This window comes from Micromonospora sp. NBRC 110009 (genome assembly GCF_030518795.1).
In the GTDB taxonomy this organism is placed as follows: domain Bacteria; phylum Actinomycetota; class Actinomycetes; order Mycobacteriales; family Micromonosporaceae; genus Micromonospora.
In genome coordinates, this window is the sequence record NZ_CP130427.1 from 5,548,330 (window position 1) to 5,565,120 (window position 16,791).

Consider the following 16,791-nt stretch of genomic DNA (forward strand, 5'->3'; position numbering starts at 1 on the left):
GATGAGGCAGGGTCACCCCCCGCTGCCGGACGCTGTGAGTAAGGCGCACCGAAACCGGCGGTTCGACGGCGATCCGGCCGGAGAGGAGAATCAGGTGGAATACGAGGATTTCATCAACGCTGTGGCCCTGCGAGCGAAGGTGTCGACCGATCAGGCGGCGACCCTCACCCGCGTGACGTTGGAGACGTTGGCAAATCGGATCAGCGCCGGCCAGGCCGAGGACCTCGCCTATCAGCTTCCGGACGGGCTTGACGCCTGCCTGCGCACACCGCTGAGACGGGAACACGCCACGGCGTCGTTCGGGCTCGAAGAGTTCGTGGAGCGGGTGGCCGACCGCCCGGACCTCGACCGTGCGCTCGCCGGTGCCGGGGTCCGCGCGGTGCTCACCACGCTACGTGAGGCCGTTACCCGGGACGAGTTCGAAAACGCGATGGCCCAGCTGCCGAACGAGTTCCGGCAGGTCATCGAACCGGTGGGTGCTGGTGGTGGGCGGCGCCCCGGCCCGTAGCACAGACAGTTGAGGCAGGCGCAGGTGTGCCGCGTCGCACGCGGGTACGCGGCTGTCGATTGGGCGTGGAGATCAGCCTTCCAGGTTGACCTCGATCTCCACCTCCACGTCGTCCCGGACCTTGATTGCACCGAAAAGAGCGGAGTAGGGCTTGATGCCGTACGACGACTGGGGCACCACCGTGGCGGCGCGGTACCTGTCGGGCGTCACCTCGCGCACGTCGACGTCGATGGGGGCGGCGACCCCGTGGAGGGTGAGCGTTCCGCTGATCGTGGCATGGTCGTCGCCGGTGACGACGTGGGTGGATTCGAAGGTGGCCGTCGGGTGACGGCCGACGTCCAGCGTCCGCCGGGCATTGTTCTCGATCTCGCCCCGGTCCTTGTCGGACAGCGGTCGCGCGCCACCGGTGCCCTCCCGTACGGCCAATGATCCCAACTCGATGCGAGCCGTCGCTGTGGCGTCCGTGGGCCCGGTGTCGGGGATGTCCAGCTCCACCGACCAGTCGGTGACCTCAATGGTCAGGTCGTGTCCGATGGTCGAGCCGACACCGGCGCGGCCGGTACGCAGCAGCATGCGCCCGTTGTCCGGGCCGAACCGTAACCGTCCGGTTCTGATCGCCACCGGCCCAGCGTACGCACCATCACCATCGCCATAGTGGGCGTCGGGCAATTCGTTCGTCCGATCGGCGGTCCGGCGCTTTCTGCGAGTCGACCCGGACGATTCTCGGATCTGTGCGTCGCCAACGGTCCTGCACCATGGCGATGCGCGAACGACCCGACCCAGCGCGGTTGTCGATCGTGTCGGCGACGCCGCGGGCGATTCTTTTCGCTGTGCAGCCAGTTCTCTTCCCGACATGTCTACTGCGTGGACGGCACCACCGGGACCGACGCCCGGCGTTCATCGCCGGGCGCGGTCCTGGACGACGACGGGCGAGGGGGGAATGTCCGCGGTTGGGTACACCCGGCCGTCCCGCATCGTCACCGTCCGGTCCGCCAGGTGCAGATACTGCAGGTCGTGAGTGACCATGACGGTGGCCACCTGCTGCTCGTGGGTGATGTCGCGCAGCAGACGCAACACGACCTCGCCGCGATCGTGATCAAGCGCGGAGGTGGGTTCGTCGACCAGCAGCAGGGCGGGGCGTCGCATCAAGGCGCGGGCGACCCCGACGCGCTGGCGTTCCCCGCCGGAAAGCTGGTGTGGACGCTTGTCCGCCTTACCGCCGAGGCCCACCCGGTCGAGCAGCCCGCGGCCGCGGGCCTCGGCCCGGCGCCGGGGGGTGCCGGACAGGTGCGCGACGAGCAAGAGCTGGTCGAGGGCGGTGAGCGAGGCCAGCAGGTTGGCCTGTTGGAAGACGAATCCGATCCGTTCGCGCCGGAGCCGGTCGCGGCCGTTCTGATCGAGCGAGGTGACGTCGTTGCCCTCGATCCGTACCGTGCCGGATTCCGGGGTGGTCAGCGCGCCGGCGACCGCCAGCAGGCTGGACTTGCCGGAGCCGGACGGACCGGTCACCGCCACCAGCTCAGCCGGTGCGATCCGCAGGTTGACCGCGTCGAGCGCGACCAGCCGCCGGTCCCCGTCCGGGTAGGTGAGGCGGACGTCGGTGAGGGTGAGAGTCATCGGGCTGCCCCCAAGGCGGTGAGCGGGTCGACGGTGCTGACCCGGCGGACGGAGAAGGCGGCGCCGAGCGCGCCGACGGCGAGCATCGCCGCGAGCGGGACGGCGACCGTGGTGGCGTTCAGGACGAACGGCACCACCCGGGCGGCCACCGCGCCCAGGCCGGCGGCGGCACCGGCGCCGACGGCGGCGCCCACCAGCAGGACGATCCCGGCCTGGGCGAGGGCGTCGCGCAGCAGATAGCTACGGCTGCCGCCGAGCGCCCGGACCACCGCCAGATCGGTGCCGCGCTGCATGGTCCACACGGTGAAGAAGGCGCCGACAACCAGGGCGGAGACCACCAGCAGCAGGCCCCGCATCAGGTTGAGTGAGCCCTGCTCTGAGGCGTATCCGCCGACGGCGGTGAACGCCTTGTCGCGGGCGACGGTCGTGACACCGGCGGCGTCGGCAGCATCGCCGCCGGTCGAGGCGACGGCGGTGATGCTGTCCGTCCGAGCCAGGCCGTGCCAGGTGCTGATCGGGGTGTAGACGACGGGCAGGTGGTTGAGCGAGGTGGTGGCCACGACCGCTGCCACCCGGACCGGCTGCCCGCCGACGGTGACGGTGTCACCGACCGACACCGACTGCGTCTCGGCCAGGTCGGCGGTGAGGGCCACCTCGGCCCCGGCCGGTGCCCGGCCCTGCCGCAGTGCCGGGTACAGCGCGGGATCGCCGCCGAGCAGGGTCACCGTCGTGGCACCGCCGTCGGCTTGCAGGCGGGTGGTCGACGCGCCGAGCGGCCACGCGGTGGTCACTCCCGGCTGCGCCGCCACGGTGGCGACCGCTTCCGGTGACAGGCTGCTGGTGGCGAAGGACACCTGTTGGCCGTCGGTCGGCCGCTGGAACGAGATGTGGTCGACGGGGAGGGCCGCCACCGCCGACACGCTGGCCGCTCCCAGTCCCGCGGTCAGCCCGGTCAGCAGCACCACCAGCAACGTCAGCAACGCGATGACGGTGCTCAGGAGGGCGAACCGGCCCCGGGCGAATCGAAGGTCACGTACTGCGATGAACATGCCGCAAGCGTTTCCGCCGGTGTCGGCGATGCCATCGCACGGGGGCCGGGACCTGCGGAGGCGAATGAGGCACGGGTGAACCCATCAAAAGTTGGGGGTCGGGTCGGGCGCTGGCCACTACCGTCGACAGGGCCATGGATCACCAGCAGCCGCGCGTCGCGGCGGTCACGCTGACCCTGCTCCGTCGGGCCGAGCACGTCCTGTTCGTCGCTCTGCTGCTGGTCGGCGCCGTGCGCGCCGCACGGTCCGGCCGTCCACCCGTCGGCCTGCTGATCACCGCGGTGGCGGCGGTGGCCCTGTGGTACGTGCTGGGCGTCGTACTCGCCCGGCACGCCCGGCGACCGGCGGTGGCCGGGCTGTGGTTCGCCGGGCTCACCGCCGGCTGGATCGGGCTGGCCACGTTGTCGGTGGACTTCGTGTGGCTGGCGTTCGCCCTGTTCCTACTGGCCATGCAGGTGCTCCCGCGGGCGCTCGGGCCGGTGGTCGTCGCGGGGTTGGCGGCGGTGGCCATCGCCGCGTTCTCGCTCCACGAGGGGAGGTTGAGTCTGCCCGCGGTGCTCGGCCCGGTCATCGGCGCCGGAGTGGCCATCGTGATCATGACCGTCTACCGGGATCTCCGGCAGCAGAACGAGCTGACCGCGCGGCTGCTGGCCGACCTCACCGCCGCACAGGGCCAACTCGCCGCTGCGCAGCGGCGCGCCGGTACCCTCGCCGAGCGGGAGCGGCTCGCCGGCGAGATCCACGACACCGTCGCGCAGAGCCTGTCCACGATCATCCTGCTGGTGAAGTCGACCGCCGGTCGTTGGCCGGACGCTCCGGTGGCCGCCCGCCGCCACCTGGACGCCGCCGTCGAGGCCGCGCTGTCGGCGTTGGAGGACACCCGGCGGCTCATCCGCGCCCTCACTCCCGCCCCGCTCGCGGGCCGGCCACTCACCGAGGCCCTCGGGCACCTGGTCGACGGCAGTCGCCGCCTCGGCCTCGACGCGCGCGTCACCGTCGACGGCCTTCCCTACCCACTGCCCACCCCGGTGGAGGTCGCCCTGCTGCGGGTCGGGCAGGAGGCGATCGCCAACGTGCGCGCGCACGCCGCCGCCGACCGGGTGGACCTCACCCTCACCTTCCTGCCCGGGGCGGTCAGCCTCGACGTCGTCGACAACGGGCGGGGGTTCGACCCCGACCAGCCGCTCACCTCGACGACCGGCACGGGTCTGGGCCTGGCCACCATGCGCCGGCGACTGGCCGCTGTCGGCGGGGCCCTTGTCGTCGAATCCGCACCGGGGCAGGGCTCCGCGATCAGCGCTTCCGTCCCGACCGAAGGAGAAACGTCGTGACCGAAGCGCCTCGTCCTGCCGACCCGATCCGCCTCCTCATCGTCGACGATCACCCCATCGTCCGTCGCGGGCTGCGGGCGGCACTGGAAGCCGATCCGGGCATCACGGTCGTCGGGGAGGCCGCCACCGGAATCGACGCGATCGCGCAGGCCGAAGCCGCCACCCCTCACGTGGTCCTGATGGACCTGCACCTGGGGCCGGGCATCAACGGCGCGGAAGCCACCCGGCAGATCCTGGCCCACCCCCGGCCACCACGGGTGCTGGTCCTGACCACCTACGACAGCGACGCCGACATCCTGCCCGCCATCACCGCGGGCGCCACGGGATACCTGCTCAAGGACACCGAACCCGACGACCTGCTGGCCGCCATCCGCTCCGCCGCGGCGGGCGAGACCGTACTCGCGCCCGCCATCGCCACCCGCCTGGTCACCCGCGTACGCACGCCCGGGCGGGCACTGACGCCACGCGAGATCCAGATCCTGCAGCTGGTCGCCGAGGGCCGCAGCAACCAGGCCATCGCCCGGGCCATGTTCATCACCGAGGCCACCGTCAAGTCCCACCTCGTCCAGGTGTTCAGCAAGCTCGGTGTCGACAACCGCACCGCCGCGGTCGCCGAAGGCCGCCGCGGCGGGATCATCCCCTAGGTGGTCGGCTCCGAAAGTCCGTGGGATTGACCCCGGGCCTTCGCGGTCGGTTGTCGAAAACCGTGGTCGCCTGCCTGGTAGTCCGAACGACCGGACCGCCTCCTTGGACGACCTACGGACCGGACCAGGATCACTCCGGACAGTTAGGTCGAGCCGGCCCAGCCGATGGCTGACGGTCGCCATATCCGGTAGTCGCCAGCGGTCATGCTGTCCACCGCTGATCTGGCTCGACTATGAAAAAGGGACGCATCTCTGACCACTGGGAGTCCCATGACCATGCCAGTCTCGGCCCTGCACAAGACGAGCGCCGCCGCCGTCACCTCGCTCGCCGTCGTGGTCGGCCTGTTCACCGCGGCGCCGTGGTCCGCGGCAAACGCGGCCACCGCCACCGACGGCCTCGCCCCAGCGCCGGCCGCGCGGGTTGTCTCCCTGGGCGGCGGAGCCGAGGTCGCCCTGACCCCGCTCGGAGACACCGGCGCCACCTCGCTCGCCCCACTGCCCGGCGCCGACGGTACGACTCCAGGCCTCGTCGTCGCGACGAGCAACACAGGCACCACCGTCCAGACGACCGATGCCGCGAGCACGCCGACCATGATCGACGGCCACGCCGCCCTTCTGGACACCAGCGCTGCCGACGCTGTGCCGCTGCACTTCTCCGCGGTGGGCCGGGACGGGCGGCCCGCCCAGGCCTACATCACGGTGTTCGACCTTGAACACGGCGCGGCGTGGACCCGGCAGATGGCCACCGACCCGGCTCCGGGCAACGAGTGCTCCGAGGCCACCTTCGCCCGGACCACCTGCGTGCTCATACCGCCCGGCGAGTACTCGGTGATGGCGTTCGTCACCACCCTGCCCGCCCAGAAGCCGACCATCGGAGCCAGCCGCACGTTCCAGAACATCTCGCTCGTGGGCGAGCCGGAAACGACGGTGGGCGGTGAGCGGACCTTCGCGTTCGACGCCCGCGATGCCCGGCAGCTCACGATCACGACCCCGGGGCGCAGCACCAAGGTGCCGCCGCAAGGTGCCATGCTCATCGGCTACGACCGCGCCGCCGCCGACGGGTCCGCAATCCACCTGGACATGCGCCCGGCATACCTCCTCGACCAGCACTTCTACCTGCAGCCGACGCCGCAGGTGTCCATCGGGACGTTCCAGGCGCGCACCCGGGCCCGGCTGGAGGCGCCCGACATCGCCCTGACCGCGCCGACCGCGCCGACCCTGCACCCCGAGTACGTCGACCCGACCTGGTTCTCCGACGTCTCCTCGGACTTCCCGGTCGTCAACGGCCGGTCCCGCCTCCCCGTGGTGGACGTCGGCCGTGCCACGGCGGCCGATCTCGCCGGCCAGCAACTGCACGGCGCGCTGGCGCTGGTCACTCACTCCGCCGACATGTCGATCGCGGAACAGTCCAACAATGCCGCCGCACATGGCGCGGGCCTGGTCGTGATCCGCAACGACGGCCCCGGTGACATCAGCGACCCGGGCGGCACCGGGGTCAAGCTGCAGGTGCCGACGATCCGGCTGAACCGGGCGGAGGGCCTCGCGCTCGCCCACCTCCCGGAGGCAGCCATGGTGACCGTCGAGGGAGAACCGGTCAGCCCCTATGTCTACGACCTCTACCTGAAGGAAAAGGACCGGATCCCCGAGGACCCCACCTACGTCGCCCTCCTCGGGCAGCTCGCCACTCAGGAGCGTCAGGTATACGGGCAGCCGACCCTTCCCTCGACGTTCTCCGAGTCGGCGTACCCGTGGCAGCCCGGCAACTCGTTCGTCGTCTCGACGCTGTTCCCCTTCAAGGGCGGGCCGCGTACGCGCACCGAGTACCGCATCCCCGACCCCGACACGGCATGGAACTACGCGGTGTTCGCTCCGGAGTCCCCCTACAACGCGATGTTCCCCAAGACGCCAGTGCTGCCGATGAACCTGGCCATGCCGGGGCGGCACGCTTACTCGGTTCGCGAACAGGACCAGCTACCCTTCGGCCGAGCGCCGATCATGGCGGCCCCAAATCCCGCTCGGCCCGTCCAGCGCACCGGTGACCAGCTGCGCGTGGCCGTCGACGGCTTCACCGACGCGGACGGAAACCACGGAACGGAGTACACCCACCCGAGTGGGGTCCACACCCATCTCGAAATCAGGGCCGACGGCGCCCTGATCGGGGAGACGGACAACCTCCCCTCCGGCACGGTCCGGCTTCCGGGCGGCGAGTCCCGTGTCTCGATCTCGTTCACCGCGGACAACCCGCAGGCGTGGACCGAACTGTCGACGCACACCGACACCGCCTGGACCTTCCCGTCGACGACGACGGCCGGGGGTGCGCCGGAGATCCAGCCGCTGCTGCTGCCGGACTACGACGTCGGCGTCGACCTGCACAACCGGGTCCAGGCCGACCTCCAGGGCCGAGTTGCCTTCGACCTGCGGCTGCGGCGCGCTGACGGCATACCGTCCACGCCGGCTGGCGAGCCGACCATCGACGCGTCGTACGACGACGGTGCGACCTGGCGACCGGCGGACGTCATCCGCAGTACCGACGGCTGGCGCGTCGAGCTGCCGGCGGGCAGTGGCCTGGTGTCGCTGCGGCTACACGCAGAGGACACCGGCGGCTCAGTGGTCGACCAGACCGTCGTCCGGGCCTTCGACGTCGTGCACTGAGCTCTCGAGCCAACCAAGCCGGACCGCCTGCACGCCCGCCTGGAAGCGCGTGCGGACGTGCAGGTGGTCCATCAGCTCGCGATCCGGCGGCTGAGCGTGCGAGTGCTGGTGCCCAGCCGCCGGGCGACCGCATCGTCCTTCGCGCCTGACCTGCGAGGCGCGGATTTCGCGACACCCCCGGAGTTCAACGACCTCACACCACCACCGCCAGGCCTCCTCCTTCCCGAGCACCGACAGTCGGTGACGACAGCCCTACTGTGTCGGATCCGGCGAATATGCTCGGCTTTCCCAGGGGCGACCGAACGCCCCAGGGAAGAGGGAGGGCTGGGATGGCCAAGCTGATCTCCACCGCACTGACCTCGCTCGACGGCTACATCGCTGACGAGCACGGCAACTTCGACTGGGCCGCGCCGGACAGCGACGTGCACGCCTTCGTCAACGACCTGGAGCGCCCCATCGGGACGTACCTGTACGGCCGGCGCCTCTACGAGACGATGGTCTTTTGGGAAACCGCTCCGGCGCAGCCGGACCAGCCGCCGCCCGTGCTCGACTACGCCAAGCTCTGGCAGGCCGCCGACAAGATCGTCTACTCGACGACCCTGGAGGCGGTGAGCAGCGCCCGGACCCGGATCGAGCGGACGTTCGACCCGAACGCTGTCCGGGCGATGAAGGACGCGGCCGACCGCGATCTCAGCATCGGCGGTCCGGCGCTCGCCGCCCAGGCGTTCCGCGCGGGGCTGGTGGACGAGGTCCGCCTGTTCCTGTCCCCGGTCACCGTCGGCGGCGGCAATCCGTTCTTCCCCGACCGGCTCCGGCTGAACCTTCGCCTGCTCGACGAGCGCACGTTCGCCAACGGCGTCGTATACCTGCGGTACGAAGTCTCCCGCTGACAGCAGGGCGCACGAGGGTCACGAGTACATCAGGTGCAGCGTCATCCCGGCGTCGGCGTGTGCCAGATTGTGGCAGTGGTTGGCCCACATGCCGGGGTTGTCGGCCCGGAAAGCCACCTCCCAGACGTCGCCGGGGCGTACGTCGAAGGAGTCCAGCCACAACGGACTCCCGGTCGCCGGTGTTCCGTTGCGCGACAGCACCAGGACGTGATGGCCGTGCAGATGCCACGGGTGCACCACCAGTGACCGGTTCACGATCGTGAACTTGGCGATGTCGCCGAGGCGTACGACCTGCGGCGGGATGTCCGGGGCGGCCGCGCCGTTGACCGTGTGGGCGTACCGCGGAAGCAGTCCGTGCAGGTCGAGGCCGCGGTCGAGGACGAGGGTGAACTCCTTGTCGAACCGAGACCACGGCACCGGAGACCCGACCCCGTAGGTGAGTGGGTCCAGCACCGGCCACCCGCCGGTCGCCACCGACGCCGGGCCGGTCGAGTAGACCGCCCGTCCGTCGACGAACAGCGCCACCGGCGTGGCGGGCGCGGTGAACACCAGGTCGTAGCGTCCCCCGGCCGGGATCAGCGCGGCGGTGTTCTCCAGCGGGGTCGGGCCCTGCAGGTTGGAGCCGTCGATCGCGGCGACCCGGAACGGCGTGCCGGCCAGGGCGTACCGGTGAGTGGTGCTGTCGGTGTTGATCAGCCGCAGCCGCACCGGCACCCCCGCCGCGACCGGCTCCAATCTCGCCGCGGGCAGTGGAACGCCGGATAGCGTGTGCACCGGCACGGTGACGTCGACGCCGGTCACCGGCGCCGGGCGTACCACCAGCACGCCGTAGAGGCCCTTTCGCACGCCGATGTCGGAGACCGCGTGCGTGTGGTACCAGTACGTCCCGGCCTGATCGGCGCGGAACCGGTAGACGAACTCCTGTCCAGGCAGCACCGCCGCCTGCGTCACGCCGGGCACCCCGTCCTGGCTGTTCGGCACGTCGTACCCGTGCCAGTGCAGCGTGACGCCCCGCGCGATGTCCCGGTTGCGCAGCTTCACCTCCAGGACGTCGCCGACGGTGGCGGTCAGCTCCGGCCCGGGGACCTGCCCGTTGAACGCCCACGCCGCGACGTCACGGCCGCTCACGCGCACCGTGGCGGTCCCGGCCGTCAGGGTGAACCGTCTGGTCGGCTCGCCCGCCGTCCGGGCATCCCGATATTCATGAACATGGGGTACGGCGGGAGCAGCGCCCGGGGTGGCGGCCAGCCCGGTGCCGGTCACCAGCGCGGCGACCGCCACCGCGACGGCGGCCCGGGACACCGTCCGCGACGGGCGCGCGCCGAGGGCCCGCCAGGTGACCGCCGTCGCCGCGACGACCCCGGCGACGGCGAGCAGTCCCGCGCCCGCTGACGCGGGATAGCCGTGCAGGAGCGTCACGAGCAGGGCGGCGCTCTCGGCGTACCCGGCGAAGAGCAGCGGGACCGCGACGGACCGGATGTCGTCCGCGGCCCGCAGCAGCCGCGGCCCGGCGACGACCACCGCGGCGAGCGACAGTGGCGCGGCGATGAGGACCTTCTCCGCCGCGAACCACCAGCCGGCGCGGGCGAGCGCGATGATCGTGATCGCGCGGGCGACCGTGGCGAGCAGCGCGAAGGCGGCCAGCCCCAGTGCGGGCCGACGGCGCCGGGCGGCCGACGCGGCCCCGCCGCCCAGCCACCCGGCGGCCGCGAGGACCGCGATCACGAGATCGGCGGCGAGCACCGAACCGACGGTCATGCCGGCTCCCCTTCCCGGACGGTCACCAGGGTGGCGTCGGCCGGCACCGGGTTGGCCAGCTTGCGCGCTGCCCGGAGGACGGCGACCACGACGTGCACCGCGACGATGCCGTTGACCGCGTGCAGCCCGCCGATGGTCAGGCCGAACGGGGTGCTGGCGCCGGCGGCGTCGGTGAGCGCGTTGGCGAGCATGGCGATGAGCCCCTGCAGGACGACGAGGCCGAGCGGCAGGGCCGCCAGTCCGATGAGCCGGCCCGGCGCCTTCGCCAGCACGGCGAACAGGACGGTGAGCAGGGTGAGCACGGGGATGACGACCATCCCGGTGACGCTGTGCAGGGCGTACGCGCCCTCACCCGCGGGTTTCGTGAACGCGCCCACGGCGGCGAAGACGAACTGCAGGGCGAACGCGACGAGCGACACCGCGGTGACGATGACGAGGGCCTTGCGCATGGTGACCTCCTAGAGCTGAGCCGGGAACAGGGCCTGGGCGACGTGATCGGTGGCCGTGATTGCCCCGTACGCGACCAGCCGGATGAGGTCGGCGTCACCCGGATGGGACAGCCGCCACAGCGCGACGTCGCCCGGGCGGATCGCGCTGGGCGCGAACGCGGCCAGCAGGGCGATCCGCGTTCCGACGCGGTCCGGGCCGGGCACGTCCCGGATCAGATCGGCGGCCCACTCTCGCGGCTGGGCCGGAGACCGTCCGTCCTCCCAGCGCACGGTGGCCGTGACCGTCTGGCGCGCCACGGCGCCCAGGAGCTCACCGCCTTGCCGGGCAACCATTCTCAGCGACGCGTACGCGACGCCGACCGGACTGTCCCCGGCCCAGGCCGGTGCCATCGTGGCGGCGGCGTCGAGGAGTGGAAGGCTGCGGCCGGGCTCCTTCGGCTCCCGGGCCGTCCTGGCGTAGAGCCGGCCCCCGACCGACCGCACCACCGGCGAGCGCTGCAGGCCGCCGGGCAGCAGATCCGGGTCGAGCAGCGCCGACACGATCCGGTTGATGAAGTGGAAGGCGAGCAGCGTGCCGGTGACCTCGGGACCGTACGGGCTGCTCCAGTCAACGGCTACGGGGCTCCGGCTGGCCTCGGCCCAGGCGACGAGCTCGGCGTGCCTCGGCTCCGGTGGCGTCCCACCCCGGGCGATGACCTCGGCCAGCTCGTGCTCGCCGAGCGCGTGCAGCAGCATCACGTGGGCGTCGACGCAGAACCGGCAGCGGTTGGCCCGGGACACGGCCGACGCGACCAGCTCGCGGTCGACCCGGGGCACGTCCCCGGCGAGCAGGGCCTCGCGCATCAGCGCCCAGGTCGCGGCCAATACCTCCGGCACGGCCGAGAGCGCCTGGAAGGTCGGCACCGGCCCGATGAACTCGGCCCGCAGCTGCCGGTAGACCTCCGCGGTGAGACCGCTCGCCGCTTTCGGCGGAGCGGGGCTGAAGAAGCGGTATGTCATGGCGTCGATGCTTGTCCCGGCGGGCCGGGAAAGCGTCGTGCCGCCGCAGGCACTTGCCCGGCCGCCGCTACCGCGTCCGCAGTACGCCCCAGCTACCGCGGACGGGGGATGCTCCACGATGACCGGTCGTTCTACAGTCCGATCATGCGCCCGGATCTGCCCTACGCCCTCGGCGGCGCCACCCTCGGCGTCCTCCTGCTCGGCAACGCGGCGCTCGCACCGGACGCCGGTCCGGTGCGAGCGACCGACGTCGCCCTGGTCCTGGTGATGGCGGCGGCCCTGGCGGTGTGCCGGCGGTATCCGGTGGTGGCGCTGAGCGTGGTGACCGCGGCCATGCTGGCGTTCCACGCCCGGGTGCACCCGGGGGTATCCGCCGCGTTCGCCGTCCTCGGCACGGTCTACGTCGCCGCCTGGTGGGGGCACCGGTTGGCCGCCGTCCTGGCCAGCCTCGTCTTCCTCGCCGGCTTCCTGGCCCGCGACATCTCGGTCGCGCCCGCCGGCCGGCCCGGCCAGCAGATCGTCGAACGCACCGCCCTGCTGCTGGGCTGGTTCGTGGCGGCCAACGTCGCCGGGCTCGTCGCGCGGCAGCGCCGGGCGTACCTGGAACAGGTCGAGCAGCGGGCGATCGATGCCGAACGCACCCGCGAGGAGATGGCGCTGCGGCGCGCGGGGGAGGAGCGCCTGCGCATCGCCCGGGACCTGCACGACTCGCTGACCCACAGCATCTCGGTGATCAAGGTGCAGGCCGGGATCGCCGTGCACCTGGCCCGCAAGCACGGCGAGGAACCGTCGGCCGCGCTGCTGGCGATCCAGGAGGCCAGCGGCGCCGCGATGCGGGAACTGCGCGCGACCCTGGACGTCCTGCGCTCACCCTCCGATGGGGACGGCGTCGGGCTGGCCCGGGTGGGTGAGCTCGCCGAGCGGACCCGGGGCGCCGGCGTACCGGTGCAGCTGACCGTCATCGGTCAGCCTCGCGATCTGCCCGTCGAGGTCGGCCAGGCCGGGTATCGCGTCGTCCAGGAGGCGCTGACCAACGTCGCCCGCCACGCCGGCTCCGCCACCGCCCAGATCCACGTCGAGTACGCCCCGGCACAGCTGACCGTGTCGGTGACCGACGACGGCCAGGCGTCGCCAGTCCGGCCGGTGACACCGGGTGTGGGTCTGCGCGGCATGCGGGAACGGGTCACCGGGCTGGGCGGCACCCTGCACGCCGCCCCCCGCGACAGCGGCGGATTCGCCGTGCGGGCCACCTTCCCGCTGGACGGCCCGGCATGACCCGGGTTTTGCTCGCCGACGACCAGGCGCTGATGCGGGCCGGATTCCGGGCCCTGCTCGACGCCGAGGACGACCTGGACGTCGTCGGCGAGGCCGCCGACGGCGCTTCCGCGGTCCGGCTGTCGCGAGCCCTGCGGCCGGACGTCGTGCTGATGGACGTGCAGATGCCGGGACTCGACGGCATCGAAGCCACCCGGCGGATCGCCGCCGATCCCGACCTCGCCGCGGTGCGGGTCCTCATCCTCACCAACTACGGGCTCGACTCCTACGTCTTCGCCGCACTCCGCGCCGGCGCCAGCGGATTCCTCCTCAAGGACGCCGACCCCGCCGCCCTGCTGCAGGCCATCGCCGTCGTGGCTCGCGGCGACGCGCTGCTCGCCCCCGCGGTCACCCGTACGCTCATCGGCGAGTTCGTCGCCGGCCCGCCGCCGGCCGACCCGGCGGCCGGGCGCGACGTGCTGACCGCCCGGGAACAGGAGATCGTCGAGCTGGTCGCCCGGGGGCTCAGCAACGACGAGATCGCCGAGCGTATGGTGATCAGTCCGTTGACCGCCAAGACGCACGTCAACCGGGCGATGACGAAGCTGCACTGCCGCGACCGTGCCCAACTGGTCGTGTGGGCGTACGAGTCGGGGTTGATCAGGCCACGTCGCAGGTAAGACCACTGTGCAGCGGATCGGCGGTGGTTACGTTCGCCGGGAGTCACGGCGAGATGCGCACCTCGACCGAGCTGATGAACCAGCGGAAGTCGGACGTGCTGTGGATGGACACGTCGTTGGTGCCGCTCGAGTCGAACGAACGGGTTCCCACGCAGACGATCACGGACTGACCTGCGGGCACCGGGCCCGCGCTGAACAACTGCGCGAAGTAGTGGGCACCGCGGGTCAACTTGACCTGCAGGAAGTGATCGTCGTCGTCGGTCGCCTCGTCGAAGGTCGACATCTCGGCGTACGAGGGCTCGGACACATTGGGATGCAGCACGTCGAGCATCAGGAAGTTGGTCTGGCCGGTGCGGGAGTTCGACCATCCCCACTCGTCCGTCGTGTCCAGCCGGTGTGTCGCCTGGACGCACTGCGCGTCGATGAGGACCTCGATCAGACCGGTGGTCGGCGGCACGAAGGCGAACGCGACTGCGCTGAAACCGTCGCCGGACGCGTAGTCGAAGTCGCCGGCGTCGCCGTCGTCCATGGTGATGGAGATGCCCACGTCCCCGAGAGACGGGTTCAGCGTATGAATGCGATCGACGACGAAGTTGTCGTTGCGTACCGGGACGAACCCGAAGTTGAACCCGAAGAACGGTGGCCGGAAGACCTCCCACCGGTGCGGGTCGTCGCTGTCGTCCGGCTCGAAGACGCCCCAGGGGAGAGCCCGATCGTGGAAGGGGGACAGGCTCAGCCACTTGTCGAGGTTGTTCGAGAGATGGAACCCGGGGCTGATGTTGCCGTCGGCCGCGAACACCTCGTTGATCGCCTCGTGGTAGTCGGCGGCGATCGCGACCATCGCTTCCTGCCGGATGTCCCGGCGGCGCAGGAATGCCTTGGCCTTGCGTCTGCGGGCCTTGTTCAGTCTGTCGTAGCTCGACGCCAACCCTCCGGGTGGCTGGAGCAGGTCACGAAGAGTCACTCGTTCCTGCTGCATCAGGTCCCTCAGGTCCGCCCAGGTGTCGTCTCCGAGCAGGCGCCGCAGCCGGTGGCTCGCCTCGGCCGACTTTTTGGCTGCCGTGCTGCTGCGCTTCCTGGTGATCGCCCGGAGGCGCTGGTCGCGCTCCTCCGCTGCCGCCTCCGCCGATCGCTGGGCTTCGACCGGGAAGTGGCGAAGATTGCGAACTGTCATGTCGGTGCTGACCATGGGAACCACCCGTCAAAGCCTTGCCTACATCGTGCTGCGAAACTCATCGGCGGGCCATACGGGTTGTGCCATGCAGGCAACGCCACATCTCCTGGCAAAAGGTGCTGACAGGGTGGGGACTCCGGAGCGGATGAGAAGTCAACCCCGCAATCCGCAGGTAGCCGAGTTGGCCGAGTTGATCACCTCGTGTCCGTGGCTGCGCAACGTGCTGGTGGTCGTGCGGGACGCGGGTCTACCGGACGCCTGGGTAGGAGCGGGGGTGCTGCGGGATCTCGTCTGGGGCCAACGGTTCGGGGACGGCTTCAACCCTCAGGACGTCCGGGACGTCGACGTTGCCTTCTTCGACCCCGACGACCTCACCGGCGGCAACGACGTCGCGGCCACCGAGCTGCTACGACGCTACGAACCGGCGGTTCCCTGGGAGGCGACCAACCAGGCCGCCGTGCACACCTGGTACGAGAGCGTGTTCGGCACGGGCCCGGTCGCTGCCCTCGGCTCCGTGACCGAGGCGGTGGCCACCTGGCCGGAGACCGCCACCTGCGTCGCGGTGCGTCTGGACGCTGCCGAGACACTGCACGTCTGCGCCCCGCTCGGGCTGGACGACCTGCTCCACGGCGTATGGCGGCGCAATCCGCGTCGAGTGACCGTCGAGCTGTCCCGCGCCCGCCTTGCCCGTCACGAGCCGAGCAGACGATGGCCGAAGGTGCGGGTCATCCCGCCGTAGCCACACCCCGCGAACCGCCCGGCTCCTGACCTACGGCAGGGCAGAGAAACCGCACGCGGGCACGTGTGCGCCCGCCGCAATCGGGTAGGCATCGCTGCTACCCGCGTGATCCGGACGGCTACCCGATCGAGCCGGGCCGTCCTGGCCTGAGGGACGGACACCCCCGGCGGAAGGAGAACCGTGAACCACGCCGAGTTCCTCGAAGCGGTGGGGAAGCGGGCGGGGCTGCCACCGGCGGAGGCGGCGACTGTCACCGGGGCCGCGCTCACGACCCTGGCCGAGCGGGTCAGTGGCGGCGAGGCGCGGGAGCTCGCCGCGCAGCTGCCGGACGAGTTCCGGGGGTACCTGCACAAGACCGTGGATTTCGCCGAACAGCTCGACCTGGTGGAGTTCCTCAACGAGGTGGCGGCCCGCGCGGGCATGGACGATCAGCGGGCCGCCGACGGTGCCCGCGCAGTGCTGACCACCCTGCGCGAGGCGGTGGCCGCCGAGGTACTCGCGGCTCTGGAATCCGAGCTGTCGAAGGACATCCGGCAACTGTTTCAGCCGGTGAGCCGTGGCGACGAAGGAGTGACCGAGCCGCCGGTCAGCTGACCGCTACGCTTCCGTGGGCATTCCAGCGGGCGAACGCCCATCCGGCTGAGGAGAGAGAGCGACGGTGCCAAAGGCCTACTGGATCACCACGTACCGGTCCATCAGCAACGAGGAGAAGGTCGCCGCCTACGCCGAGCTGGCCGGGCCGGCGCTGCGGGCCGCCGGCGGCACGTTTCTGGCGCGCGGCCTGCCGTCGCGGGCGTTCGAGTCCGGAGCGTTGGAGCGTACGACGCTGATCGAGTTCGAGAGCGTCGACGCCGCGCTCGCCGCCTACGACAGCCCCGCTTATCAGGAGGCGCTGCGGGCGCTCGGCGACGGAGCCGAACGCGACCTGCGGATCATCGAAGCCACGCCCTGACGCGCGGCGACGGGCGTGCCGGGAGCGGCTCGAACCGGCCGTCCTGGCAGCACAGTCGTCGCGACTGAGCATTGACGATTTCGATGCTCACCCAC

General features: G+C 71.4%; 17 protein-coding genes. 10 read left to right on the plus strand and 7 right to left on the minus strand.

Annotated elements, in window-relative coordinates; all coding sequences use genetic code 11:
* Positions 1-94 precede the first annotated feature (94 nt).
* Positions 95-508, plus strand: coding sequence for a DUF2267 domain-containing protein (locus tag Q2K19_RS26180; protein ID WP_302764641.1), 414 nt, complete (start codon positions 95-97; stop codon positions 506-508).
* Positions 509-580: 72 nt separating this feature from the next.
* Here the strand turns inward: Q2K19_RS26180 and Q2K19_RS26185 are convergent, their stop codons facing one another.
* The 3 genes from Q2K19_RS26185 to Q2K19_RS26195 form a co-directional block, all read right to left on the minus strand.
* The gene (locus Q2K19_RS26185) at positions 581-1,129 is read right to left on the minus strand and encodes a YceI family protein (protein ID WP_302764643.1); all 549 of its coding nucleotides are present in this window, start codon (positions 1,127-1,129) and stop codon (positions 581-583) included.
* Between the two features lie 276 nt (positions 1,130-1,405).
* Entirely contained in the window at positions 1,406-2,125 is a 720-nt protein-coding gene (locus Q2K19_RS26190) for an ABC transporter ATP-binding protein (protein WP_302764645.1), read from the minus strand.
* Entirely contained in the window at positions 2,122-3,174 is a 1,053-nt protein-coding gene (locus Q2K19_RS26195; protein ID WP_302764647.1) for an ABC transporter permease, read from the minus strand. Before Q2K19_RS26195 ends, Q2K19_RS26190 begins: the two co-directional genes overlap by 4 nt.
* A gap of 134 nt (positions 3,175-3,308) precedes the next feature.
* Between Q2K19_RS26195 and Q2K19_RS26200 the strand changes: the two genes are divergently transcribed.
* The 4 genes from Q2K19_RS26200 (at position 3,309) to Q2K19_RS26215 (ending at position 8,691) form a co-directional block, all read left to right on the plus strand.
* A complete protein-coding gene (locus Q2K19_RS26200) occupies positions 3,309-4,505 on the plus strand; it encodes a sensor histidine kinase (RefSeq protein WP_302764649.1) in 1,197 nt (398 codons plus the stop codon).
* Complete coding sequence (locus Q2K19_RS26205; RefSeq protein ID WP_302764652.1) at positions 4,502-5,149, plus strand: response regulator; 648 nt, start codon at positions 4,502-4,504, stop codon at positions 5,147-5,149. Before Q2K19_RS26200 ends, Q2K19_RS26205 begins: the two co-directional genes overlap by 4 nt.
* Positions 5,150-5,419: 270 nt before the next feature.
* The gene (locus Q2K19_RS26210; RefSeq protein WP_302764653.1) at positions 5,420-7,801 is read left to right on the plus strand and encodes a PA domain-containing protein; all 2,382 of its coding nucleotides are present in this window, start codon (positions 5,420-5,422) and stop codon (positions 7,799-7,801) included.
* 329 nt (positions 7,802-8,130) lie between these two features.
* Complete coding sequence (locus Q2K19_RS26215) at positions 8,131-8,691, plus strand: dihydrofolate reductase family protein (protein ID WP_302764654.1); 561 nt, start codon at positions 8,131-8,133, stop codon at positions 8,689-8,691.
* Between the two features lie 18 nt (positions 8,692-8,709).
* Here Q2K19_RS26215 and Q2K19_RS26220 read toward each other — a convergent pair whose 3' ends face one another.
* The 3 genes from Q2K19_RS26220 to Q2K19_RS26230 are packed head-to-tail and all read right to left on the minus strand — an operon-like array spanning position 8,710 to position 11,897.
* Positions 8,710-10,449: a multicopper oxidase family protein gene (locus Q2K19_RS26220; RefSeq protein ID WP_302764656.1), complete on the minus strand. Its 1,740-nt coding sequence runs from the start codon at positions 10,447-10,449 to the stop codon at positions 8,710-8,712.
* Positions 10,446-10,898: a DUF6220 domain-containing protein gene (locus Q2K19_RS26225; RefSeq protein WP_302764657.1), complete on the minus strand. Its 453-nt coding sequence runs from the start codon at positions 10,896-10,898 to the stop codon at positions 10,446-10,448. Before Q2K19_RS26225 ends, Q2K19_RS26220 begins: the two co-directional genes overlap by 4 nt.
* 9 nt (positions 10,899-10,907) lie before the next feature.
* Complete coding sequence (locus Q2K19_RS26230; protein ID WP_302764658.1) at positions 10,908-11,897, minus strand: carboxymuconolactone decarboxylase family protein; 990 nt, start codon at positions 11,895-11,897, stop codon at positions 10,908-10,910.
* Between the two features lie 144 nt (positions 11,898-12,041).
* Here Q2K19_RS26230 and Q2K19_RS26235 point away from each other — a divergent pair, with 144 nt between their 5' ends.
* Together Q2K19_RS26235 and Q2K19_RS26240 are read left to right on the plus strand one after the other, a co-directional pair.
* Positions 12,042-13,172, plus strand: coding sequence for a sensor histidine kinase (locus Q2K19_RS26235; RefSeq protein WP_302764659.1), 1,131 nt, complete (start codon positions 12,042-12,044; stop codon positions 13,170-13,172).
* Positions 13,169-13,831 (plus strand): response regulator, encoded by a 663-nt coding sequence (locus Q2K19_RS26240; RefSeq protein WP_302764661.1) that lies wholly within the window; start codon positions 13,169-13,171, stop codon positions 13,829-13,831. Before Q2K19_RS26235 ends, Q2K19_RS26240 begins: the two co-directional genes overlap by 4 nt.
* A 43-nt stretch (positions 13,832-13,874) precedes the next feature.
* On the opposite strand, the gene Q2K19_RS26245 is transcribed toward Q2K19_RS26240, so the two are convergent.
* Positions 13,875-15,020, minus strand: a complete 1,146-nt coding sequence (locus tag Q2K19_RS26245; RefSeq protein WP_302764663.1) for a hypothetical protein — start codon at positions 15,018-15,020, stop codon at positions 13,875-13,877.
* Between the two features lie 166 nt (positions 15,021-15,186).
* Between Q2K19_RS26245 and Q2K19_RS26250 the strand changes: the two genes are divergently transcribed.
* From Q2K19_RS26250 to Q2K19_RS26260, 3 genes are all read left to right on the plus strand, one after another.
* Positions 15,187-15,744 (plus strand): nucleotidyltransferase family protein, encoded by a 558-nt coding sequence (locus Q2K19_RS26250; RefSeq protein ID WP_302764664.1) that lies wholly within the window; start codon positions 15,187-15,189, stop codon positions 15,742-15,744.
* A gap of 180 nt (positions 15,745-15,924) precedes the next feature.
* Positions 15,925-16,338 (plus strand): DUF2267 domain-containing protein, encoded by a 414-nt coding sequence (locus tag Q2K19_RS26255; RefSeq protein WP_302764666.1) that lies wholly within the window; start codon positions 15,925-15,927, stop codon positions 16,336-16,338.
* 64 nt (positions 16,339-16,402) lie between these two features.
* Positions 16,403-16,696 carry a DUF1330 domain-containing protein gene (locus Q2K19_RS26260; protein WP_302764668.1) on the plus strand — a complete coding sequence of 98 codons (294 nt, stop codon included), beginning with the start codon at positions 16,403-16,405 and terminating at the stop codon, positions 16,694-16,696.
* The last annotated feature ends 95 nt before the right edge of the window (positions 16,697-16,791 follow it).

Coding starts and splice junctions, on each gene's coding strand:
- Q2K19_RS26190 (WP_302764645.1), bottom strand. CDS start 2,125: ATGACTCTCACCCTCACCGACGTCCGCCTCACCTACCCGGACGGGGAC.
- Q2K19_RS26195 (WP_302764647.1), bottom strand. CDS start 3,174: ATGTTCATCGCAGTACGTGACCTTCGATTCGCCCGGGGCCGGTTCGCC.
- Q2K19_RS26200 (WP_302764649.1), top strand. CDS start 3,309: ATGGATCACCAGCAGCCGCGCGTCGCGGCGGTCACGCTGACCCTGCTC.
- Q2K19_RS26210 (WP_302764653.1), top strand. CDS start 5,420: ATGACCATGCCAGTCTCGGCCCTGCACAAGACGAGCGCCGCCGCCGTC.
- Q2K19_RS26215 (WP_302764654.1), top strand. CDS start 8,131: ATGGCCAAGCTGATCTCCACCGCACTGACCTCGCTCGACGGCTACATC.
- Q2K19_RS26220 (WP_302764656.1), bottom strand. CDS start 10,449: ATGACCGTCGGTTCGGTGCTCGCCGCCGATCTCGTGATCGCGGTCCTC.
- Q2K19_RS26225 (WP_302764657.1), bottom strand. CDS start 10,898: ATGCGCAAGGCCCTCGTCATCGTCACCGCGGTGTCGCTCGTCGCGTTC.
- Q2K19_RS26230 (WP_302764658.1), bottom strand. CDS start 11,897: ATGACATACCGCTTCTTCAGCCCCGCTCCGCCGAAAGCGGCGAGCGGT.
- Q2K19_RS26235 (WP_302764659.1), top strand. CDS start 12,042: ATGCGCCCGGATCTGCCCTACGCCCTCGGCGGCGCCACCCTCGGCGTC.
- Q2K19_RS26240 (WP_302764661.1), top strand. CDS start 13,169: ATGACCCGGGTTTTGCTCGCCGACGACCAGGCGCTGATGCGGGCCGGA.
- Q2K19_RS26245 (WP_302764663.1), bottom strand. CDS start 15,020: ATGGTCAGCACCGACATGACAGTTCGCAATCTTCGCCACTTCCCGGTC.